We start from the raw sequence: 22,366 nt of genomic DNA on the forward strand, positions 1-22,366 counted from the left end.
GATATCGCTCCCCAATACGAGGCTTGTGGGACGCGGCTGTCTGCCCCCTATGCCTCTGACAAATGTTCGCGTCGCCCGCGTTTGGGCGCGGGCGGCGCGAACATGACGTTAGATGCTTCGCCTGCCTCTGGACAGACGGCACTAGCGCCTATTTCAGCCGGTTACTTCAGGACCGTGAAGCCCTGCTTTTCAAAGAGTTCAGCAGCCTTTGCCGACTTGACGAAGTCGATGTAGGCGGCCGCATCAGGGCTCTTGCTCTCGGCCGTGATCGCGATCGGGTAGATGATCGGCGGATGGCTGTCTTCCGGGAAGGTGCCGACGACCTTGACGCCCGGGTCTGCCGCGGCATCGGTCTGGTAGACGATGCCGTACGGCGCTTCGCCGCGCGAAACGAGCAGGAGGGCGGCACGCACGCTTTCAGCGCCGGCGACCTTGGCCTCCACGGCCTTCCAGGCGTCGAGCTTTTCGAGCGCAGCCTTGCCGTACTTGCCGGCCGGAACGGAATCGACGGCACCCATGGCAAGGCGACCGTCACCGAGAATGCCAGCGAGATCGAAGCCCTGCTTGATTTCGACCGGGGCAGCGTCCTGCTTGCCGGAGACGAGCACGATGCGGTTGCCGAGCAGGTTTGCGCGGGTGTCGTCCTTGATCAGCTTCTTTTCGGCGAGGTAGTCCATCCAGGCGAGGTCGGCAGAGATGAAGACGTCGGCGGGCGCGCCCTGTTCCACCTGCTTGGCCAGTGCCGAGCTGGCCGCGTAGGAAACGGTCGTTTCCTTGCCACTTTCCTTCTGCCACTCGGCATTGATCGCATCGAGCGCGTTCTTCAGGCTCGCAGCCGCAAAGACCGTCACCTTTTCTTCCGCCTGTGCGGACGCCGGCAGAACACTTGCGCCGGCCCAGGCGAGGCCGAGCGCCAGCACCAGTCCCTTCAGCCAGTCTCTTCTCTTGATCATCGATTTCCCTCCAACGATGCGTGATATCTCTTAGGATACAACGATATCGCCTCCTGATTACCGTTGTATCTGTTGAAATACAATGCTCCTCAAAAGGGCTAGCGTAATACCCGTGTGGTTGTGGCCGCCCGGCAAAACCGGTGCAGCATTCCCGCGGCGGGCGCGATTGGGCTTGCGATGATGTCCGGGCGGCCTAAATTGCGGCCTCGATCCCCTGACATGGAGCGGACGTGCAATGGAAACGGCAGTGAAGCTTGAAGAAAGCTGGAAGGAAGCGTTGGCACCGGAATTCGCCAGCGCCTACATGGCTGACCTCAAGCAGTTCCTCGTGGCCCAGAAGAACGAGGGCCGGCAGATTTTCCCTCGCGGGCCGGAGTATTTTCGCGCGCTCGACCTGACGCCGCTCGACAAGGTGCGCGTGGTCATTCTCGGCCAAGATCCCTATCACGGTGACGGCCAGGCGCATGGGCTCTGCTTCAGCGTTCGCCCTGGTGTCAGGACGCCGCCGTCGCTGGTCAACATCTACAAGGAACTGAATACCGATCTCGGTATTCCGCCGGCGCGTCACGGTTTTCTCGAAAGCTGGGCAAGGCAGGGCGTGCTGCTTTTGAACAGCGTGCTGACGGTAGGGCGCGGGAACGCTGCGTCACACCAGGGCCGCGGCTGGGAAAAATTCACGGATGCGATTATCCGTGCGGTCAACGACGCCGAGCATCCCGTCGTCTTCATGCTCTGGGGCTCCTATGCGCAGAAGAAGGCGGCCTTCGTCGACCGCTCGCGCCATCTTGTCCTGAGGGCACCGCATCCATCGCCGCTCTCGGCCCATTCCGGCTTTCTCGGCTGCCGGCATTTTTCCCAAGCCAATGCCTTCCTTGAAGGCAAAGGCTTCGATCCGATCGACTGGCGGTTGCCGGAAAATCCGGCTGCGGACATCAACTGAAGGCTTGGCGCGAATGACGGCTTTGTCGTCGCCCCGAGGCCTTGCCTTGGCGGCGGCGATCCGCCTAAGACGCCCGAACGAAATGGCGGAGGCGGGCATGCGCAAAATTCTGATCATCGGCATCGGTTCGGGCAATCCCGAACACATGACCGTGCAGGCGATCAACGCGCTGAACCGCGCCGACGTGCTCTTTATCCCGACCAAGGGAGCGAAGAAGACCGAGCTTGCCGAAGTGCGCCGCGACATCTGCGCCCGCTACGTCACGCGCAAGGACAGTCGCACCGTCGAGTTCGCGGTGCCCGTGCGGCGCACCGAAGGCGTCAGCTATGACGGCAGCGTCGATGACTGGCACGCCCAGATCGCTGGGATTTACGAAGCGCTTCTGTCGAAGGAGTTGGGCGAAGAGGGAACTGGCGCGTTTCTCGTCTGGGGCGACCCGATGCTCTATGACAGCACCATTCGCATCGTCGAGCGGATCAGGGCACGCGGTGAGGTCGCCTTCGCCTACGACGTCATTCCCGGGATCACCAGTCTGCAGGCGCTTTGCGCCAGCCACCGCATTCCGCTGAACCTCGTCGGCAAGCCGGTGGAGATCACCACGGGGCGTCGGCTGCACGAAAGCTTTCCCGAGAAGAGCCAGACCTCGGTCGTCATGCTCGATGGCGAACAGGCGTTTCAGCGGGTCGAGGACCCGGAGGCGGAGATCTATTGGGGCGCCTATCTCGGCACGCCGGATGAGATCGTCATTTCCGGCCGCGTGGCTGAGGTGAAGGACCGGATCCTTGAAACGCGGGCGGCGGCGCGCGCGAAGATGGGATGGATCATGGACATCTATCTCCTGCGCAAGGGCGCCGACTTCGACGAGTGACGGGGAGGGCCGATCTGCGTCGTGTTTGATCTCACTCAAGGTTTGCGGCTGTGTTATAGCGTCTTAAGAGGCTTCTTCAGGGAGGAGAGCCTCAAGTGATGACGGATTTGATGACCAGCTGCGCCCTTCCATTGACCGGAGAAACCGGCACCGTCGCTTCGATGCGCCGCGGCGCCTGCCCGTCCTTGGCAGAGCCGATGCAGACCGGCGACGGCCTGCTCGTCAGGGTGAGGCCAACGGATGACAGTCTGACGCTGCCGAAGGTCATTGCCCTTGCCACGGCTGCCGAGCGCTTCGGCAATGGCATCATCGAGATTACCGCGCGCGGAAACCTGCAGCTTCGCGGCCTGAGTGCAGCTTCGGTGCCGATGCTGGCGCAGGCGATCGGCGATGCGGAGATCGCCATTGCCAAGGGGCTCGCGATAGAGGTGCCGCCCCTGGCCGGCATCGACCCGGACGAGATCGCCGATCCGCGGCCGATTGCCACCGAGCTTCGTGAAGCGTTGGGTGCGCGCCAGGTGCCGTTGAAGCTTGCACCCAAATTATCCGTCGTCATCGATAGCGGTGGCCGGTTTGGTCTCGGCGCTGTCGTCGCCGACATTCGCCTTCAGGCGGTTTCGACTGTCGCGGGGGTCGCCTGGGTGCTGTCGCTTGGCGGCACGGCAACGAAGGCATCGATCGTCGGGACGTTGGCCGGCAACGCGGTCGTGCCGGCCCTGATCACCATTCTCGAGAAACTGGCGAGCCTAGGCACGACGGTGCGCGGGCGCGATCTGGACCCGTCGGAAATCCGCGCGCTCTGTCGCTGTGAGACATCGTCCGAACGCCCGGCCGCTCCGCGTTCGGCCGCAATACCCGGCATTCATGCGCTGGGTAACGCCGACACCGTTCTCGGCCTCGGTCTGGCCTTTGCTCAGGTGGAGGCCGCCGCGCTGGCATCCTACCTGCATCAGGTCCAGGCGCTTGGCGCCAATGCGATCCGGCTTGCGCCCGGGCACGCCTTCTTCGTCCTCGGCCTTTGCCCCGAGACCGCGGCTGTGGCGCAGAGCCTGGCAGCGTCACACGGTTTTCGCATTGCCGAGCAGGATCCGCGCAATGCGATCGCCACCTGCGCCGGCAGCAAGGGTTGCGCCTCGGCGTGGATGGAAACCAAGGGCATGGCCGAGCGCCTCGTCGAGACGGCGCCGGAATTGCTCGACGGGTCGCTCACCGTGCATCTCTCCGGCTGCGCCAAGGGTTGCGCCCGGCCGAAGCCGTCCGAACTGACGCTTGTCGGTGCGCCATCAGGATACGGGCTTGTCGTAAATGGGGCTGCCAATGGCTTGCCAAGCGCCTACACCGATGAGAATGGAATGGGATCCGCCCTTGCCCGGCTCGGCCGGCTGGTGCGGCAAAACAAAGACGCTGGCGAATCGGCGCAGTCCTGTCTTACACGGCTCGGAGCTGCGCGCGTCTCGGCAGCGTTCGAACAGGGATAGACATGCCTGAGTATGATTACATTCGCGATGGCAACGCCATCTACGAGCGTTCCTTCGCCATCATCCGCGCCGAGGCCGATCTGTCGCGCTTCTCCGAAGAGGAAGCGGATCTGGCTGTGCGCATGGTGCACGCCTGCGGTTCCGTCGAGGCGACCAGGCAGTTCGTGTTTTCTCCCGATTTCGTAAGCTCGGCCCGTGCGGCGCTGAAAGCCGGTGCGCCGATCCTCTGCGATGCCGAGATGGTTGCGCACGGTGTCACCCGCGCCCGTCTGCCGGCCGGCAACGAGGTGATCTGCACGCTGCGCGATCCTCGCACGCCCGGCCTTGCGGCCGAGATCGGCAACACCCGCTCCGCCGCAGCCCTGAAGCTCTGGAGCGAGCGGCTGGCCGGATCAGTGGTCGCGATCGGCAACGCACCGACGGCGCTGTTCTTCCTCTTGGAAATGCTGCGCGACGGCGCGCCGAAGCCGGCGGCAATCCTCGGCATGCCCGTCGGTTTCGTCGGTGCGGCGGAATCGAAGGATGCGCTGGCCGAGAACTCCTATGGCGTTCCCTTCGCCATCGTGCGCGGCCGCCTCGGCGGCAGCGCCATGACGGCGGCAGCGCTTAACTCGCTCGCGAGGCCGGGCCTGTGAGCGGCGTCGGCGTGGGGCGCCTGATCGGTGTTGGGACCGGCCCCGGTGATCCGGAACTTTTGACGGTCAAGGCGGTGAAGGCGCTCGGGCAAGCCGATGTGCTTGCCTATTTCGCCAAGGCCGGGCGAAGCGGTAACGGCCGCGCGGTGGTCGAGGGTCTGCTGAAGCCCGATCTTGTCGAGCTGGCGCTATACTATCCGGTGACGACCGAAATCGACAAGGACGATGGCGCCTACAAGACCCAGATCACCGACTTCTACAATGCGTCGGCCGAAGCGGTAGCGGCGCATCTTGCCGCCGGACGCACGGTCGCCGTGCTCAGTGAAGGCGACCCGCTGTTCTATGGTTCCTACATGCATCTGCATGTGCGGCTCGCCAATCGTTTCCCGGTCGAGGTGATCCCCGGCATTACCGCCATGTCCGGCTGTTGGTCGCTTGCCGGCCTGCCGCTGGTGCAGGGCGACGACGTGCTCTCGGTGCTTCCCGGCACCATGGCCGAGGCCGAGCTCGGCCGCAGGCTTGCGGATACCGAAGCCGCCGTGATCATGAAGGTCGGGCGCAATTTGCCGAAGATCCGTCGGGCGCTCGCTGCCTCCGGCCGTCTCGACCAGGCCGTCTATGTCGAACGCGGCACGATGAAGAACGCGGCGATGACGGCTCTTGCGGAAAAAGCCGACGACGAGGCGCCCTATTTCTCGCTGGTGCTCGTTCCCGGCTGGAAGGACCGACCATGACCGGTACGCTCTATGTCGTCGGTACCGGACCGGGCAGCGCCAAGCAGATGACGCCGGAAACGGCGGAAGCCGTTGCGGCCGCTCAGGAGTTTTACGGCTACTTTCCCTATCTCGACCGGCTGAACCTCAGACCGGATCAGATCCGTGTCGCCTCGGACAACCGCGAGGAGCTCGATCGGGCACAGGTCGCGCTGACGCGGGCTGCGGCAGGCGTGAAGGTCTGCATGGTCTCCGGTGGCGATCCCGGTGTCTTTGCCATGGCGGCCGCCGTCTGCGAGGCGATCGACAAGGGACCGGCGGAATGGAAGTCGGTTGAACTGGTGATCACGCCCGGCGTGACCGCGATGCTCGCCGTTGCCGCCCGCATCGGCGCGCCGCTCGGTCATGATTTCTGTGCGATCTCGCTTTCCGACAATCTGAAGCCCTGGGAAGTCATCACCCGGCGTCTCAGGCTGGCGGCGGAAGCGGGCTTCGTCATTGCCCTCTACAATCCGATCAGCAAGGCGCGGCCCTGGCAGCTCGGTGAGGCCTTCGAGCTTCTGCGCAGCGTTCTGCCGGCAACGGTTCCGGTCATCTTCGGCCGTGCGGCCGGGCGACCGGACGAACGGATCGCGGTGATGCCGCTCGGCGAGGCCGATGCCAACCGCGCCGACATGGCGACATGCGTCATCATCGGCTCGCCGGAGACGCGAATCGTCGAGCGCGACGGCCAACCCGATCTCGTCTACACGCCGCGCTTCTATGCAGGGGCGAGCCAGTGAGCGATGCGGTTGAGTACCTCGTCGCAACTGCCGACCGTCGGCACGTCCGCGGGCTTGCGCCGCTCGACCATGATCACCTCGATGCCGAGCCGGCGCGCTGCGGCAATCTTGCCGTAGGTGGCGCTGCCGCCGCTGTTCTTGGCGACGATCACATCGATCTGCCGGCTCCTGAGCAACGCGGCTTCATCGGCTTCCGCAAAGGGACCGGTCGCCAGGATCGCCTCCTGGTCGGGCAGATTAAGCGGCGGCGTCACCGGATCGACGCTGCGGATGACGTAGCTGTGCTGCGGCGCGACCTCGAAGTGGAAAGCTTCCTGTCGACCTATCGCCAGGAAGACGCGGCGTCGCCGATCACCGAGCGCGCTGACGGCCTCGACAACGCTATCGACAGCAGTCCAGCGGTCGCCAGGCAGGGGCACCCATTCCGGTCGGCGGAGGGCGATAAGCGCAACGCCGGTTCTTTGCGCTGCGTCCGCGGCGTTGTGCGAAATGCGTGCGGCAAAGGGGTGCGTCGCATCGACCAGCAGCGCGATGTTTTCGTCATGCAGGAAATGCGCCAGCCCATCGGCGCCGCCAAAGCCGCCGATGCGCGTCTTGACCGGCTGCGGCCGCGGGTCCGCGGTGCGGCCGGCCAGCGAGATGGCGGTGTCGTAGCGGACATCTTCGGCCAAGCGGCGCGCGAGTTCGCGTGCCTCGGTGGTGCCACCCAAAATCAGAATACGAGGTTTTTCCATGGCTGACGTGTCGAACAGCGAACCCGCCATCGTCTCCCCCTGGCTGACCGTCATCGGTATCGGTGAGGATGGTGTAGCGGGTCTCGGCGACGAGGCCAAGCGGCTGATCGGCGAAGCGCCGGTCGTCTACGGCGGCCATCGTCATCTGGAGCTCGCCGCCTCCCTCATCACCGGCGAAGCGCACAATTGGCTAAGCCCCCTCGAACGCTCGGTCGTCGAGATCGTCGCACGTCGCGGCAGCCCGGTGGTGGTGCTTGCCTCGGGCGACCCGTTCTTCTTCGGCGTCGGCGTGACGCTGGCGCGCCGCATCGCCTCGGCCGAAATACGCACGCTTCCGGCGCCGTCGTCGATCAGTCTTGCCGCCTCGCGCCTCGGCTGGGCGCTGCAGGATGCGACGCTCGTCTCCGTCCATGGGCGGCCGCTGGATCTCGTCCGGCCGCATCTTCATCCGGGCGCCAAGGTGCTGACGCTGACCTCCGATGGCGCCGGCCCCAGGGACCTTGCCGAGCTCTTGGTTTCGAGCGGCTTCGGTCAGTCGCGGCTGACGGTTCTCGAGGCGCTTGGCGGCGCCGGCGAACGGGTGACGACGCAGATCGCCGCGCGCTTCATGCTCGGCCTCGTGCATCCTTTGAACGTCTGCGCCATTGAGGTGGCGGCCGACGAGGGCGCGCGCATCCTGCCGCTTGCCGCCGGCCGCGACGATGCGCTGTTCGAACATGACGGGCAGATCACCAAGCGCGAGGTCCGGGCGCTGACGCTGTCGGCACTCGCACCGCGCAAGGGCGAACTGCTATGGGACATCGGCGGCGGCTCCGGCTCGATCGGCATCGAATGGATGCTCGCCGATCCGACCATGCAGGCGATCACCATCGAGGTGGAGCCGGAGCGGGCAGCGCGCATCAGCCGCAACGCGACGATGTTCGGCGTGCCCGGGCTGACGGTTGTCGAAGGCGAGGCGCCGGCGGCGCTTGCCGGCCTGCCACAACCGGACGCGGTCTTCATCGGCGGCGGCGGCAGCGAAGACGGCGTCATGGAAGCAGCGATCGAGGCGCTCAAGTCAGGCGGACGGCTGGTTGCCAACGCGGTGACGACGGACATGGAAGCGGTGCTGCTCGATCATCACGCGCGGCTCGGCGGTTCGCTGATCCGCATCGATATCGCGCGTGCAGGACCCATCGGTGGCATGACCGGCTGGAAGCCGGCCATGCCGGTCACCCAATGGTCGTGGACGAAGGGCTAAAGCAGTTCCAGCGAAAGTGTGACGCGGTTTTGCGTCCGGAACTGCGTAAGAAAAAGAAAGAGTAACCTATGACGGTACATTTCATCGGCGCCGGCCCGGGAGCCGCAGACCTGATCACGGTGCGCGGTCGCGACCTGATCGGGCGCTGCCCGGTCTGCCTCTACGCCGGCTCGATCGTCTCGCCGGAGCTGCTGCAATATTGCCCGCCGGGCGCCCGCATTGTCGATACGGCACCTATGTCGCTCGACGAGATCGAGGCGGAGTATGTGAAGGCCGAAGCCGAAGGGCTCGACGTGGCGCGGCTTCATTCGGGCGACCTCTCGGTCTGGAGTGCTGTGGCCGAACAGATCCGCCGGCTCGAGAAGCATGGCATCGCCTATACGATGACGCCGGGCGTTCCTTCCTTTGCGGCGGCGGCTTCAGCGCTCGGTCGCGAACTGACCATTCCGGCCGTGGCCCAGAGCCTGGTGCTGACCCGTGTTTCGGGCCGCGCCTCGCCGATGCCGAACTCAGAAACGCTTTCCGCTTTCGGCGCTACTGGATCGACGCTGGCAATCCACCTTGCGATCCATGCGCTTCAGCAGGTGGTCGAGGAACTGACGCCGCTCTACGGTGCCGACTGCCCGGTCGCCATCGTCGTCAAGGCCTCCTGGCCGGACGAACGCGTGGTGCGCGGCACGCTCGGTGACATCGCCGCCAAGGTGGCGGAAGAGCCGATCGAGCGCACGGCGCTGATCTTCGTCGGTCCGGGGCTCGAAGCCTCTGATTTCCGTGAAAGCTCGCTCTACGATCCCGCCTATCAGCGGCGCTTCAGAGGGCGCGGCGAATAGGCCGCACTCCCTCGGGGGTCCGCCTAAGTTTCCCGCTAAGAGAGTTTTGAAACCTATTCTGCCGGTTCTTCGCGCGGCGGCCGCTGCTTGAGCGGGACGCCGCGCTTTTCCTCGACGCGGTCGCGGTAGAGCGCTGCCTGTCCAAGCAGCATCAGCGTCACCGGCGTGGTGGCGACGACGAAGACGATGATCAGGATTTCGTGGAATACCCAGCGGCTCTGCAGCACGGCAAAGCAGATGATAGAGGCGGTGCAGATCATCAGTACGCCGCCGCTGGTCGCCAGCGTCGGTGCGTGCAGGCGCTCGTAGAAGCTGGTGAACCGGAGCAGGCCGACGGAGCCGATCAGCGCCACTGCGGCGCCGAGGACGGTGAGCCCGCAGATGAGAACGGCGGCCCAGACGGGAAGGTCGGTGAGGTGGCTCATTCGATGATCTCCCCGCGCATCAGGAACTTGCCGAAGGCGATCGACGAGACGAAGCCGATCAAAGCCACGATCAGGGCGGACTCGAAATAGAGCGAGTTGGCCGTGCGGATGCCGAAGGTCAAGAGCATCAGCATGGCGTTGATATAGAGCGTGTCGAGGCCGAGGATGCGGTCCTGGGCGCGGGGTCCCCTCACCATGCGATAGAAGGCAAAAGCCATCGCCAGGCCGAGCATGATCTGGGCAATCAGGATCGACCAGATGATTGAAAGTTCCATCATCCGAATATCTCCTTCAGGGCGGTCTCATAGCGCTTGACCGTATCGAGCCAGATGTCCTCGTTCTCCATGTCGAGCACGTGGAAGAGCAGGGACTTGCGGCCGCGATCGTATTCGAGCCAGGCCGTTCCCGGCGTCGCTGTCATGACACAGGCAAGCAGCGCCAGGGCGTTTTCGTCTTCCAGATCGAGATCGATGGTCAGGAAGCCCGAGTTCGGCGGTCGGCGCTGGCCACGCAGGATGACGGCGATGACGGCGATGTTCGAGCGGATCACGTCGACGGCGACGGCAAAGCCGAAGCGCACGATCAACAGAACCCGGCGCGGGTGCGAGCGCACGAGGCCAAGCTTCAGCGTCACCCAGCCAAGACCGGTTGCCAGTACCGTCCCCATCAGGAAGGTGCCGGGCGCAACCGACTGATTGAGCAGGAGCCAGATGATGAGCAGCCCGACGGAGAGCAGGGGATAGGGGAGCCAGGTGCGCATCGCCTATTGCCCTCCCGCCCGCGGCGCTGAGAGCACCCGTTCCGTATAACCCGCAGGATCGAACAGCGAATCCGCTGTTGCCTGCATGTAGCGCATCGCCGGCCCGGCCTGCACGCTTAAGAAGATGCAGGCAGCGAGCAACACGACGACGGGGGTGATCTCGATGACTACGACGCGCGGCACGGTGTTTTCGATCGATGCCCAGAAGGTGCGGATGCCGACGCGGTTCATTGCGATCATCGCGGCGAGACCGGAAACGATCAGCAGCGTGACATAGGTCCAGTCGGCGGCTGAGACCGCCGGGGCGGCTTCCGCTCCCGACAGGCCGAAGAGACCGCCGAGGATCGCGAACTTGGCGACGAAGCCGGAGAGCGGCGGCAGGCCGGCAAGCAAGAGGGCGCAAAGGCAGAAGCAGAGGCCGAGGATCGCCATCGTGCCGGGGATCGCCGAGCCGACTTCTTCCTCCTCCTCGTCCTCGTCGGCGTCGCCGTAGGCTTCCATCGTCACCGCCAGAACGTCGGCGCCGGCGTCACGTCCGCGCTCGACCAGTTCGATCAGCAGGAAGAAGGCGGCGATCGTCAGTGTCGAGCTGACGAGGTAAAAGAGCGCACCGGCGATCATGCTTGGGTGGCCGAGGCCGATGGCGGCGAGCAGGGTGCCGGAGGAGACCAGCACCGAATAGGCGGCGAGGCGGCCCATGGCCTGCGATGCGAGCACGCCGATGGCGCCGAAGGCGATCGTCAGCAGGCCGCCGGCAAGCAGGATCGGTTGGCCGAAACCGGCAGACGCGCCGGCACTGGCGCCGAAGACCAGCAGCGACAGCCTGAGGATGACATAGATGCCGACCTTGGTGAGGATCGCAAAGACGGCGGCGACCGGCGGCGTCGCGGCTGCATAGGCCGTCGGCAGCCAGAAGCTCAAGGGCCACATGCCGGCCTTCACCAGGAAGGCGACGCCGAGCACGCCGGCACCGACCTCGACCATCTGGCGATCCTCCGGCGAGAGCGTCGCCAGCTTCATGGAGAGATCAGCCATGTTGAGCGTGCCGGTCGCGCCATAGATCAGGCTGACGCCGATCAGGAAGAGCGAGGAGGCGGCGAGGTTGATCGCGACATAGTGCAGGCCGGCCTTGACGCGCAGCGGCCCGGAGCCGTGCAGCAGCAGCCCGTAGGACGCCGCCAGCATGATCTCGAAGAAGACGAAGAGGTTGAAAAGGTCACCGGTCAGGAACGACCCGTTGAGGCCGGCGATCAAGAGCTGGAACAGCGAATGGAAATGATGGCCCGCGGTGTGCCAGCGCGCGATCGAATAGGCCTGGGCGGCAAGCGCCAGTCCGCTCGTCAGGCACAGCATCAGTGCCGAAAGGCGGTCGAGCACCAGCACGATGCCGAAGGGGGCGGGCCAGTTGCCGAGCTGATAGATGCCGTTGCCTGCGGGCGCCCCATCCATCGAGGCGATCCGCATCAGCACGATCGAGAGGATGAAGAGCGCGAGCGTCGAGACGAAGCTCAGCACACCCTTGAGCGAGCGGTTGCGCTCGTCGATCGGGATCATCGCGGCGCCGACCATCAGCGGCAGCAGGATTGGCAGGATCAGCAGGTGGTGCATCCAGTTAGTCATGGCGCTGCTCCCTGCCGTCGACGTGGTCGGTGCCGGTGAAGCCGCGCGAGGCGAGCAGCACGACGAGGAAGAGCGCGGTCATGGCAAAGCCGATGACGATCGCTGTCAGCACCAGGGCCTGTGGCACCGGATCGGTGAAGCGGCTGAGATCGCCGACACCGCCTGGCTCCAGCACCGGCGGCGCGTTCACGCGAAGGCGCCCCATGCCGAAGATGAAGAGATTGACCGCATAGGAGAGCAGCGAGAGGCCGATGATCACCTGATAGGTACGGGGACGCAGCAGCAGGTAGACGCCGGATGCCGTAAGCACGCCGATGGCGGCAGAGAGAATGATCTCCATCAGCGTGCCTCCTTTCGCATGGCGCGTGCATGGGCACGCGGCGCGCGGATCGACTGGTGGGCGAGCGCGATGAGGATCAGCACGGTCGCGCCGAGCACCAGCGAGAAGACGCCGAGATCGAAGAACAGGGCGCTCGCCAGAGGAAACTTGCCGATGATCGGCAGCGTCACGTATTGCGAATGCGACGTCAGGAACGGATAGCCGAAGAACCAGGAGCCGATGCCGGTCGCAGCGGCCACCAGAAGCCCGATGCTCATCCAGCGCAGCGGATGGATGCGCAGGCGCTCCTCGACCCAGCGGGTTCCGCCGGACATGTATTGCAGGATGAAGCCGATCGACATGGCGATGCCGGCAGCAAAGCCTCCGCCCGGCAGGTCATGGCCGCGCAGGAAGAGGTAGGCTGCGAGCATGCCGATGACCGGGAACATCCAACGCATGATCACCGATGGCACGAACAGGTATTCAGCCACGCTGTCACCCTTGTTGCGATCCGGGTGATCGTCGTCGAAGGCGTTCTGGACGCGCTGCTGTTCCGGAGCCTCCAGGCTGTCGGCCTGCGGGCGGAAGCGCAGCAGCAGGGCGAAGACGGTAAGCGCGACGATCGCCAGCACCGCGATCTCGCCGAGCGTGTCGAAGCCGCGGAAGTCGACGAGGATGACGTTGACGACATTGGTGCCGCCGCCCTCCTTGTAGGCGCGCTCGAGGAAGTAGCTTGCGATCGTGTCAGGCATGGGCCGGGTCATGATCGTATAGGCGATCAGCGCCACGCCGCCGCCGGCGACGACCGCCAGCAGGAAGTCACGCAGGCGCCGGAAGCGGACCTTCAGCGACAAGAGCTCGGTTTCCTCGGTGTCCTCGATGCGCTTCGGCAGCCATCGCAGGCCGAGCAGGATCAGCACCGTCGTGACGATCTCGACGAGGAGCTGTGTTACCGCCAGATCCGGCGCCGAAAGCCAGACGAAGGTGAGGCAGGTGGTGAGCCCGGCGCCGCCGAGCAGCACGAGTGCCGCCAGCCGGTGGAACTTCGCCAGGATCGCAGCACCGATCGCACAGGCGATGCCGACCGCCCAGAGGAGGGCAAAGGCCGGATCGATGCTGCGCACGAGAAGCGGCGGCAGCTCGAAATGATTGAGAAGCAGCGGCAGCGCGCCGGCGGCGATCGCGATGAAGACGAGGAAGCGCATCTGCGGCTGCAGACGCCGCGTGCCGAGGCGCTGCTCCAGCGAACGCGCCCATTTCCAGGAGAGCGTTACCAGCACGCGCTCGAAGATGCGCTGGCCGTGCAGCAGACGGAAGATCGGTGGCCCCTCGACGCTGGTGGCGAGGTAGTTGCGCATCAGGAAGTAGAGACCGATGCCGCCGGCAAGAGCGACGAAGCTCATGATCAGCGGCAGGTTCCAGCCGTGCCAGACGGAAAGGCTGTAATAGGGCGTGTTGGCGCCGAGAATGGAGACGACAGCCGTGTGCAGGAACGGGCCGATGGTGATCGCCGGAATGATGCCGACGACGAGGCAGGCGAGCACCAGGAACTCGATCGGCACACGCATCCAGCGCGGCGGCTCGTGCGGCACCTTGGGCAGGTCCTCCGGCGTCTTGCCGAAGAAGACGCTGTGGATGAAGCGCAGCGAATAGGTAACGGCAAACATGCCGGCGAGCGTCGCGACATAGGGCGTCATCGTATCGAGAATGTTGGCCTGGTGCGTTTCGATCGCTTCGGCGAAGAACATTTCCTTCGAGATGAAGCCGTTCAAGAGTGGTACGCCAGCCATGGCCGCGCTCGCGACCATGGCGAGCACCGCCGTTCCAGGCATGTACCTGATCAGCCCCCCGAGCTTGCGCATGTCGCGCGTTCCGGTCTCGTGGTCGATGATGCCGGCCGCCATGAACAGCGACGCCTTGAAGGTCGCGTGGTTGACGATGTGGAAGACCGCGGCGACCGCGGCCAGCGGGCTGCCGAGACTCAGGAGCACGGTGATCAGGCCGAGATGGCTGATAGTGGAATAGGCGAGCAGGCCCTTGAGGTCCTGCTGGAAGATGGCGAAATAGGCGCCGAGCAGCAGCGTCGAAAGACCGGCAAGGCCAACGATCCAGAACCAGGCCTCGGTGCCGGCCATGACCGGCCAGAGGCGCGCCAACAGGAAGACGCCGGCCTTCACCATGGTTGCCGAATGCAAATAGGCCGAAACCGGCGTCGGCGCCGACATGGCGTGCGGCAGCCAGAAATGGAACGGGAACTGCGCGCTCTTCGTCAGCGCCCCGAGCAGCACCAGGATCAGTACCGGCATGTAGAGCGGCGAGTTGCGGATGAGGTCGCCGGAGGCGAGCACCACGTCGAGATCGTAGCTGCCGACGATGCGACCCATCAGCAGAAGGCCGACGAGCATGCAGAGGCCGCCTGTGCCGGTTACGGTCAGCGCCATGCGGGCGCCGTCACGAGCGTGGGCATTGTGGTGCCAGTAGCCGATCAATAGGAAGGAGACGATGCTCGTCAGTTCCCAGAAGACGGCGAGCAGGATGAGATTGCCTGATAGCACGACGCCGAGCATCGAGCCCATGAAGGCGAGGAACAGCGACAGGAAGCGCGGCACCGGGTCTTCCGCGGCCATATAGTAGCGGGCGTAAAGCACCACGAGCACGCCGATCGCGGTTACCAGGACCGTGAAGAGCCAGGCGAAGCCGTCCATCCGGAGCGTGAAGTTGAGGCCGAGTTCCGGCAGCCAGGCGATGTCATAGCGCAGGACGCCGCCCGAGGTGACGAAGGGATAGAGGCCGGCGGCGACGAGGAAACAAAGGAGCGCGATCGCTCCTGCAAACCAGGCTGTCGCACCGCGCTGATCGGGCGGAAAGAAGATTGCAAGGAGGCTTCCCACAAATGGGGCGAGAATGAAGACAGAAAGCAATTTTCCCGCGTATTCGATCGTACCGTTCCCTTCGTTCGGGTTCATGGAGAGCGGGCACCCGAGCGCCGTGCTTTCCAAAAGAATGCACAAGGGACGCACCAGGATTTTGATTCTAGAGCATCTTTTCCGCTTTCAGTGGTTCCACTTGAAGCGGGACACTCTAGAGGCCCGAAAGGGCGGTCGCATCAGCGACTGCCGCAGGTGATGCCGCCATTCCCAAGAATGTGGAGGCAGGCAATTGTTTTTATGGCGATTCGCGGCAGGGCTGCCAAGCCTCAAGCCTGCGAAAAATGCACGCACCTGCGCTTTTTAGCTGTGGCCGAAGCCTCTCAGGCTGCCAGCCACCGACGCTCGAAGGCGAAGGTCGCAAGGTCGTTGGCGCTCATGGGCCGCGCGAAAGCATAACCTTGCAGCCCATGGCAGCCGAGTTCCTTCAGGATGGCCGCGTGTTCGAGGGTCTCGACGCCTTCGGCGATCACTTCGATGCCGAGCGACGTGCCGATGTCGATGATGGACTCGACCAGACGCTTTTCGGCTGGGGATTTGAGGATCGGCAGGACGAGCTGGCGGTCGATCTTCAAGCGCCGCGGCGTCAGCTTCAACAGGCTGACGATGGATGCATAGCCGGTGCCGAAATCGTCGATCTCGATGGCGATGCCGAGTTCCTTGATCCGGCGGATGTTCGACAGGACCGTCATGTCGCTTTCATCGAAGGAGATCGACTCCAACAGTTCAAACGACAGGCGGCCGGCCGGGATCTGCAACTGTTCCAGGCGCTCGATCAGATTTTCGTCGTGAAGCCGGGCATAGGAGAGATTGACAGAGACCTTGGGGATACGAATGCCGCTTGCTTCCCAGCGATAGATCTGGAACAGCGCCTGCTCCAGGATCGCCTGGTCGATCGCGGCCACGACATTGATGTCTTCGGCCGTCTTCAGGAACGTGTGCGGGCCGAGCAGGCCCTTGGTCGGATGGTCCCAGCGCGCCAGCGCCTCGACACCGATGATGTCGAGCGAGCGCGGGCAGAACTGCGGCTGGAAATGCGCGATGAATTCGTTGTGTTCGAGCCCGCGCAGGATCTCGTCGGCCGTCTGCTTGGTCTTGAAGACGGCCGTCTTCAGTTCGCCGGTAAAGATTTCGTGGCGGTTGCGGCCGCGGCGCTTGGCTTCATAGAGCGCGATGTCGGCGTTGACGAGCACGTGCGACAGCTCTTCGCTCGTCTGGCTTTGGGCGGCGATGCCGATGCTGACGCCGATGCGGCACTCCTGGTCCTTGTAGCGGACGGGCACGCTCATCGCCTCGATGATGCGTGACGCCAACCGGGCATCCGGCTCGATGCCTCCATCCTGGCGGACGAGCACGAATTCGTCGCCGCCGATGCGGGCGACGAAGTCCTTTTCGTCGGCATTGCCGCGCAGAAGCTCGGCGGCATGCCGCAGGATCTCGTCACCGGCCGCGTGGCCGAGCGTATCGTTGATCTGCTTGAAGCGGTCGAGGTCCATGTGGAAGATGCTGAGTTTCGCCTCCCGCGCGAAATGCCGGTCGCGATCGGCCAGGACCTGGTCGAGGAAACGCCGGTTTGGCAGGCCGGTCAGCGGATCGTGCAGCGCGTTGAACTCCATGCGATGGCGCGCCGCTTCGAGTTCGACGCTGTGCGCCTCGGCGGTGCGCTTGGCTTCGAAAAGCGTTTCGCGGGTCTCGAAGTCGGCGGTCACGTCCCAGTTGACCCCGACGATCTTCCTGTGGCCGTCGGCGCCGATATAGAAGGAGCCGTTGGCCCGGATGTGGCGCGTGCTGCCGTCGGGCAGGCGAACGCGGAAGTCGGAATTGTAGGCGAGCCCGGATTCCAGCGCCTCGGCAAATTCCCGCTCGGCGCGGTCGAGGTCGTCCGGGTGCAGCGCGTCCTTCCAGTCGTCATAGGCCTGACGCAACGACGTCTTTTGCCCATAGAGTTCCTTGGTGCGCTCGTCCCAGAGCAGCTTCTTGCTGGCGATGTCGAGTTCCCAGATGCCGATCTGGGAGGAGTCGAGCGCGATCTTCAGCCGATGGGACAGTTCCTGGAGCTGCGCCTTGCTGTATTTGAGCGCACGAATGTTGCCTTGCCGCTCGCTCAAGAGGCGCCCGGTCAACACCATCGGCAGGATGATCATCAGTCCGCCGATGACGATGAGGCCGCGGATGAGCCAGGCGTTGCCCGCCGTCGTCGGCCAACCGCCCTTCGGAACGGCTGCGATATGCCAGGAACCGCCGGGTAGGAGCACGGTCATTTCGACCGGCGAGCCACGGAAAATATTGGCGTCGCCGTAAAAGACCGGACCTTGCGCGCCTGTGCCGTCCTGACCGGCAATGGCGACGTCTATGCCGAGTTCATCGGAAGAAAGGCCGCTGTCGCGATAGAGCCGGTCCACGTCGATGATCGCCGAGACGATGCCCCAGAAGCGGTTGCTGCCGCCGCCGGCGTCGATCGATACGGGGAAGCGGCCGATCAGCCCTTTGCCGCCCTGGACGAGATCGACAGGCCCGGCAAGCACCATCTGGCCGGTGTCCTTTACGCGCATGACGGCGGCGCGCTGCGCTTCGTTCCGGCGGTAGTCGAGGCCGAGTGCGCGGCGATTTTGTTCGAGCGGGTAGACGAGCGAGACGATCAGATTGGGCGCAGCCGCGATGCTGCGCAATTGCGAGCGCTCGGTGAAGACGCTGCGCGACAGCGCGGCGAAGCGCTGCTGATCCATTGCCGGCTCGGTGACCAGCGTGCCGATCAGCCCGCGCACGAGCTGGATGTTGCCGTTGACGTTGGCCTCGAGCTTGGAGCGGATGGGATTGAGTTCCTCGGCGACGCGCGCGCGCTGGCGCGCCTCGTCGACCACCTGGTTCTGGTTGTCCGCAAGGATGCCAGCGACCAGAACCACGAAGGCGGCAATGATCGCCGGAAGATAGCTCGGCGTCAAAACCCTGGCGAGCCTCTTCATCCCGAGGTTGAAAGCATGTCTGGCAGGCACGAAACACCCCGGCGGCACGCGAATGGCTATGTCTTGAGCCGGATAATCCCAAAAGGGTCTTAATAAACCTTGTTTTAGGTTCCGCTTTTATTCCTTCGCGTCTCAGTCACCTTTGTGCTCGGGCAAGCTTCTTGTGCTTGGTTTCTGCAAGGTCTTCGAGTTCACCTTCGCTCATGGATTTTTCCATTTCGCGCGAGGCGCCCTTGAGGCTGGATTTCTTGACGTCGCCGCGCTTGGCGGCAAGGGCAGCGCCGGCTGCACGCTGTTGGGCTTTCGACTGGGCTGGCATGGCACATCGCCTTTCGGTTGGTTGCCCTGGCCAACGCGAGGCAGCGCCGGATGTTCCGCGAAGCTAGGTATTCTCCCGCGCCTCGATCATCGCCTGCAGCGTCTCCAGCCGGTCGGCGTCACGCGGCAGCTTGTCCTGTCTCAGGCGCGCGATGCGCGGGAAGCGCATGGCGACGCCCGACTTGTGCCGGCTCGAGCGGTTGATACCCTCGAAGGCGACCTCGACGACGAAACCGAAATCGGGCTCGGCCCTGACGGCGCGCACCGGCCCGAAGCGCTCGGTCGTATTGTCCCGGACGAAACGGTCGAGAATTTCCAGTACGGCGTCGGTGAAGCCGAAATAGGCCTTGCCGACCGGTACCAGCGTTTCCTTTCCGTCGATGTCGGTCCAGACGCCGAAGGTGTAATCGGAGTAGTAGCTCGAGCGCTTGCCGTGGCCGCGCTGGGCATACATCAGCACCGCATCGATGTTGAAGGGCGCGCGCTTCCACTTGAACCACGGGCCTTTGACGCGGCCGGGCGTATAGGGCGAATCCAGCCGTTTCAGCATGATGCCCTCGATCACCGGATCGGGCGGGTCGGCGCGCAGGCTGTCGAGTTCTTGCCAGGACGCGAAGGGCACCAGCGGCGACAGGTCGAAATGCTGCGGCGAGGCGCGCTCGACGACGTCGGCGAGCCGCGCGCGTCGTTCGACGAAACCCAGTGGGCGAACGTCCTCTTCGCCTGAGAAGAGAATGTCATAGGCGCGGACGAAGGCCGGATAGGTCTCGATGAGCTTAGGGCTGACTGTCTTGCGGTTCAGCCGTTGCTGCAGGTCGGCGAAAGTTCGGGTTGCGCGGTTGGTGCGCGCGGTGCCGCCGACGAGCAGTTCGCCATCGATCACCCCGGTGAAGTCGGCGGCCTCCAGGACGTCGGGAAAGGCGCCGGAAATCTCGTCGCCACTGCGGGAATAGAGCCGGCGCACGCCGCCGATATTGGCAAGCTGCACGCGGATCCCGTCCCACTTCCATTCGGCAGCGAAGTCCTTGGGGTCGAGCCCGTCGAGATCGCCGTCGCCGACAGGATTGGCGAGCATGACCGAATGAAAGACGGCCGGCGTCGAAAGCTCGGGCTTTTCCGCCTCGCCCGAAAGCCAGCGGAAGAGCGGCAGATAGGGCGGCGACAGGCCGTGCCAGAGGGTCTCGATCTCGGCGACGTCCTTGCCGCCCATGTCGGCGAGCGCCTGCTTGGCGAGCTTCGCCGATACCCCGATGCGAAGGCCGCCCGTCACAAGTTTCAGGAAGGCGAAGCGCGCCGACGTATCCAATCGGTCGAGCATGTCGCGAACGACGCCGCGCACATCGGCCCGTCCGGTCCTTTGCAGACGCGCGATCGCCTCGCCAAGCGGAATGTCCGCCTCTACGGTGCCGACAGGCGGCTCCCAGACGAGCGACACCGTTTCGGCGAGGTCACCGACATAGTCGTAGGAATACTGGAAAAGCACCGCGTCCATGCGTTCGAGCAAGAGGTCGCGGATCATCGCCGGCTTGACGGTGTTGAGCGACAGCGTGCCGGCGATCGCCGCGAGCGCATAGCCGCGATCCGGATCCGGCGCGGTCCGGAAGTAATCGACAAGCAGGCGGATCTTTGCATTGCGCTGCGGGCTGAGGACGAGGCGGTCGAGCAGTTCGGCGAAGGCGCGCATCTCGTCACTCTCCCTCGTCGTCGTAGCCGACGAGGTGAAGCGGGCGGGCGGCAATGCCCTTGAGCTCGCACCAGCGCACCAGCGCTTCCTCGCGTCCGTGCGTGACCCAGACCTCGGCCGGTGCGATCTCGGTGATCGTTGCCGTCAGTTCGACCCAGTCACAATGGTCGGAGATGATCAATGGCAGCTCGACGCCCCGCTGTTTCGCTCGTTGCCGGATCAACATCCAGCCGGAAGCGAAACTGGCAATCGGGTCGGAGAAGCGCCGCGACCAGCGATCGGCGAAGGCGGCGGGCGGGCCGATCACGATCGTGCCCCTGAAATCCTGCTTTTCGTCGGCGGCAAGCGTTGCCGGGCGCAGGTCGCCGAGGTCGATGCCCTGACTCTGATAGTAGTCGCACAGCCGTTGCAGGGCGCCATGGATGAAGATCGGCTGGTGATACCCCTCTTCGCGCAGGAGTGCGATCACCCGCTGCGCCTTGCCGAGCGCATAGGCACCGACCACGTGCGTGCGCTCGGGAAACTGGGCGAGCGACGTCAGCAATTTGCGGGTTTCCGCGCGATCGTCCGGGTGGTGGAAGACCGGCAGGCCGAAGGTGGCTTCGGTGATAAAGACATCGCAGGCGACCGGCTCGAAGCCGGCGCAGGTCGGATCCCGTCGCCGCTTGTAGTCGCCAGACGCGACGATGCGCACGCCGTTTGCACGAACGGAGATCTGCGCCGAGCCGAGTACATGACCGGCCGGATGGAAGCCCACGTCGACGCCATTGACGACAAGGGGTTCACCGAGGCTGATCGCCTGGCTCGTGCCGCAGAAGTCGTCGCCGTAGCGGATGCGCATGATGTCGAGGGTCTCGCGGGTGGCGAGCACGTGGCCGTGCCCCGCGCGGGCATGGTCGGAATGGCCGTGTGTGATCAGCGCCCTTTCGACCGGTTGAACCGGGTCGATGTAGAAGTCACCGATCGGGCAATAGAGGCCTTTGGGGGCGGGGTAGAGCAGGGCGTCCGGTTTCATGGACTGAAAGATAGCCGGCGAATGCGCATTCGCCAGCCGTCTTGTTCAAGTTTTTCAAGGCGCAACATTCGCTGCGCCTCGATCAGGTTCAGCCGGCCAGAACCAGCGTGTCGATAATCAGCTTCAGCGTGCGGGCGGCATCGATGTCGATGCAGGCCTTCTGGCTCGGCAGATCGTCCCAGGGGCTTGGCGGGAACAAACGGTTGTCGGGGCTCTGGATCGTCTGGCCGTCGGCAATGCCGCCGCAGACGACACGGATCGATCCGCTCCTGACGGTGAAGAGGTCGGGCGCCACGACATAGGCGCAGGCGCAGCTGTCATGCACGACCATGCCGTCGGGCACGTGCTGCTCGTAGAAGGTGACGTAGAATTTCGAGATATCGGCAAGCAGCTTGCCGGCGTCGCCGCCGCGTTCGGCGATATCGGCGATCATCGCCTTGGTCATCACGGTCTGGGTGGTGACGTCGAGGCCAACGACGGTGACCGGCCAGGGCGCCGTCATCACGACGTCGGCAGCTTCCGGGTCGCCGTGGATGTTGGCCTCGGCAGCCGGCGTGATGTTGCCGTTGACGTCGAAGGCGCCACCCATGATGACGACTTCGCGCACGAGCGCTGCGAAATCGGGATCCTCGCGCAGTGCCAGCGCCAGGTTGGTCATGCGGCCAACGGCGATCAGCGTCACTTCGCCGGGATGGGCGCGAACGGTGTCGATGATGAAGCGGTGCGCCGGGCGCGGATCGACCGGCAGGTCGACCGTCTCGGGCACGTCGATGTTGCCGAGGCCATCGTCACCGTGGATGAAGGTCGGCCAGCCGACATGCGGGCGGTTGGGATTGAAAGTCTTGTCGAGACCCTTGGCGACGGGCGCACCGATGCCCCAACGCTGCTTCAGGAACAGCGCGTTGCGGGTAGTGGTTTCGACCGAGGCGTTGCCGAATACGGTGGTGATGCCGATCAGGTCGATGGCCGGGTGACGGTGCAGGAAAAGCAGCGCCATTGCATCGTCGATGCCCGGATCCGTATCAAAGATGACTTTATGCATTCTCGTTCTTCTTTTCTTGTTCTTGTGTTTGACGGCTCGCAATGGAGGCAAGATGGCTGCGAATGTCAATCGCCATCCGGGTTGACTCGGGGAGCGGCCGCGCCTCTGGCCATGGTTTCC

At 64.5% G+C, this 22,366-nt stretch carries 21 protein-coding genes; 8 read left to right on the top strand and 13 right to left on the bottom strand.

Annotation, left to right across the window (positions count from 1 at the left end; genetic code table 11):
* Positions 1 to 161 precede the first annotated feature (161 nt).
* A complete protein-coding gene (modA, locus tag IB279_RS28085; protein ID WP_090298028.1) occupies positions 162 to 953 on the bottom strand; it encodes a molybdate ABC transporter substrate-binding protein in 792 nt (263 codons plus the stop codon).
* Positions 954 to 1,188: 235 nt separating this feature from the next.
* Between modA and ung the strand changes: the two genes are divergently transcribed.
* The 6 genes from ung (at position 1,189) to IB279_RS28115 (ending at position 6,369) form a co-directional block, all read left to right on the top strand.
* Positions 1,189 to 1,893 carry a uracil-DNA glycosylase gene (gene ung / locus IB279_RS28090; protein WP_112771881.1) on the top strand — a complete coding sequence of 235 codons (705 nt, stop codon included), beginning with the start codon at positions 1,189 to 1,191 and terminating at the stop codon, positions 1,891 to 1,893.
* A gap of 97 nt (positions 1,894 to 1,990) precedes the next feature.
* Positions 1,991 to 2,761, top strand: a complete 771-nt coding sequence (gene cobF, locus IB279_RS28095; protein ID WP_112771882.1) for a precorrin-6A synthase (deacetylating) — start codon at positions 1,991 to 1,993, stop codon at positions 2,759 to 2,761.
* A gap of 110 nt (positions 2,762 to 2,871) precedes the next feature.
* Complete coding sequence (gene cobG, locus IB279_RS28100; RefSeq protein WP_192340108.1) at positions 2,872 to 4,239, top strand: precorrin-3B synthase; 1,368 nt, start codon at positions 2,872 to 2,874, stop codon at positions 4,237 to 4,239.
* 2 nt (positions 4,240 to 4,241) lie between these two features.
* Positions 4,242 to 4,874 (top strand): precorrin-8X methylmutase, encoded by a 633-nt coding sequence (locus tag IB279_RS28105; protein ID WP_034787118.1) that lies wholly within the window; start codon positions 4,242 to 4,244, stop codon positions 4,872 to 4,874.
* On the top strand, positions 4,871 to 5,608 hold the full coding sequence (locus IB279_RS28110; RefSeq protein WP_112771883.1) for a precorrin-2 C(20)-methyltransferase: 738 nt from the start codon (positions 4,871 to 4,873) through the stop codon (positions 5,606 to 5,608). Before IB279_RS28105 ends, IB279_RS28110 begins: the two co-directional genes overlap by 4 nt.
* Positions 5,605 to 6,369, top strand: a complete 765-nt coding sequence (locus IB279_RS28115; RefSeq protein ID WP_060517485.1) for a precorrin-3B C(17)-methyltransferase — start codon at positions 5,605 to 5,607, stop codon at positions 6,367 to 6,369. The genes IB279_RS28110 and IB279_RS28115 overlap by 4 nt, the downstream gene beginning before the upstream one ends.
* Here IB279_RS28115 and IB279_RS28120 read toward each other — a convergent pair.
* Complete coding sequence (locus tag IB279_RS28120) at positions 6,348 to 7,133, bottom strand: cobalt-precorrin-6A reductase (protein WP_192340080.1); 786 nt, start codon at positions 7,131 to 7,133, stop codon at positions 6,348 to 6,350. The genes IB279_RS28115 and IB279_RS28120 overlap by 22 nt on opposite strands.
* Here IB279_RS28120 and cbiE point away from each other — a divergent pair.
* Positions 7,102 to 8,343, top strand: coding sequence for a precorrin-6y C5,15-methyltransferase (decarboxylating) subunit CbiE (gene cbiE / locus IB279_RS28125; protein WP_112771885.1), 1,242 nt, complete (start codon positions 7,102 to 7,104; stop codon positions 8,341 to 8,343). The two genes, IB279_RS28120 and cbiE, sit on opposite strands and share 32 nt — an antisense overlap.
* A 68-nt stretch (positions 8,344 to 8,411) precedes the next feature.
* Positions 8,412 to 9,173: a precorrin-4 C(11)-methyltransferase gene (cobM, locus tag IB279_RS28130; protein ID WP_060517490.1), complete on the top strand. Its 762-nt coding sequence runs from the start codon at positions 8,412 to 8,414 to the stop codon at positions 9,171 to 9,173.
* 53 nt (positions 9,174 to 9,226) lie between these two features.
* On the opposite strand, the gene mnhG is transcribed toward cobM, so the two are convergent.
* The 11 genes from mnhG to IB279_RS28185 all read right to left on the bottom strand — a co-directional run bounded on the left by mnhG (position 9,227) and on the right by IB279_RS28185 (position 22,246).
* On the bottom strand, positions 9,227 to 9,598 hold the full coding sequence (gene mnhG, locus IB279_RS28135; protein ID WP_112771886.1) for a monovalent cation/H(+) antiporter subunit G: 372 nt from the start codon (positions 9,596 to 9,598) through the stop codon (positions 9,227 to 9,229).
* The gene (locus IB279_RS28140) at positions 9,595 to 9,876 is read right to left on the bottom strand and encodes a K+/H+ antiporter subunit F (protein ID WP_034787089.1); all 282 of its coding nucleotides are present in this window, start codon (positions 9,874 to 9,876) and stop codon (positions 9,595 to 9,597) included. Before IB279_RS28140 ends, mnhG begins: the two co-directional genes overlap by 4 nt.
* Positions 9,873 to 10,358, bottom strand: coding sequence for a Na+/H+ antiporter subunit E (locus tag IB279_RS28145; RefSeq protein ID WP_034787086.1), 486 nt, complete (start codon positions 10,356 to 10,358; stop codon positions 9,873 to 9,875). Before IB279_RS28145 ends, IB279_RS28140 begins: the two co-directional genes overlap by 4 nt.
* 3 nt (positions 10,359 to 10,361) lie before the next feature.
* A complete protein-coding gene (locus IB279_RS28150) occupies positions 10,362 to 11,978 on the bottom strand; it encodes a monovalent cation/H+ antiporter subunit D (protein WP_112771887.1) in 1,617 nt (538 codons plus the stop codon).
* Complete coding sequence (locus IB279_RS28155) at positions 11,971 to 12,318, bottom strand: Na+/H+ antiporter subunit C (RefSeq protein ID WP_034787081.1); 348 nt, start codon at positions 12,316 to 12,318, stop codon at positions 11,971 to 11,973. The genes IB279_RS28150 and IB279_RS28155 overlap by 8 nt, the downstream gene beginning before the upstream one ends.
* Positions 12,318 to 15,263: a monovalent cation/H+ antiporter subunit A gene (locus tag IB279_RS28160; protein WP_090298012.1), complete on the bottom strand. Its 2,946-nt coding sequence runs from the start codon at positions 15,261 to 15,263 to the stop codon at positions 12,318 to 12,320. The genes IB279_RS28155 and IB279_RS28160 overlap by 1 nt, the downstream gene beginning before the upstream one ends.
* A gap of 284 nt (positions 15,264 to 15,547) precedes the next feature.
* Positions 15,548 to 18,187 carry an EAL domain-containing protein gene (locus IB279_RS28165; RefSeq protein ID WP_089044917.1) on the bottom strand — a complete coding sequence of 880 codons (2,640 nt, stop codon included), beginning with the start codon at positions 18,185 to 18,187 and terminating at the stop codon, positions 15,548 to 15,550.
* Positions 18,188 to 18,323: 136 nt separating this feature from the next.
* Positions 18,324 to 18,506 carry a DUF3008 family protein gene (locus IB279_RS28170; RefSeq protein ID WP_112771888.1) on the bottom strand — a complete coding sequence of 61 codons (183 nt, stop codon included), beginning with the start codon at positions 18,504 to 18,506 and terminating at the stop codon, positions 18,324 to 18,326.
* Between the two features lie 63 nt (positions 18,507 to 18,569).
* Positions 18,570 to 20,189 carry a cisplatin damage response ATP-dependent DNA ligase gene (locus tag IB279_RS28175; protein ID WP_192340082.1) on the bottom strand — a complete coding sequence of 540 codons (1,620 nt, stop codon included), beginning with the start codon at positions 20,187 to 20,189 and terminating at the stop codon, positions 18,570 to 18,572.
* Between the two features lie 4 nt (positions 20,190 to 20,193).
* Positions 20,194 to 21,204, bottom strand: a complete 1,011-nt coding sequence (locus IB279_RS28180; RefSeq protein ID WP_060604626.1) for a ligase-associated DNA damage response exonuclease — start codon at positions 21,202 to 21,204, stop codon at positions 20,194 to 20,196.
* 88 nt (positions 21,205 to 21,292) lie between these two features.
* The gene (locus IB279_RS28185; protein WP_060517504.1) at positions 21,293 to 22,246 is read right to left on the bottom strand and encodes a nucleoside hydrolase; all 954 of its coding nucleotides are present in this window, start codon (positions 22,244 to 22,246) and stop codon (positions 21,293 to 21,295) included.
* Positions 22,247 to 22,366 lie beyond the last annotated feature (120 nt).

It is taken from the genome of Ensifer sp. ENS06 (assembly GCF_014852205.1).
In the GTDB taxonomy this organism is placed as follows: domain Bacteria; phylum Pseudomonadota; class Alphaproteobacteria; order Rhizobiales; family Rhizobiaceae; genus Ensifer; species Ensifer adhaerens.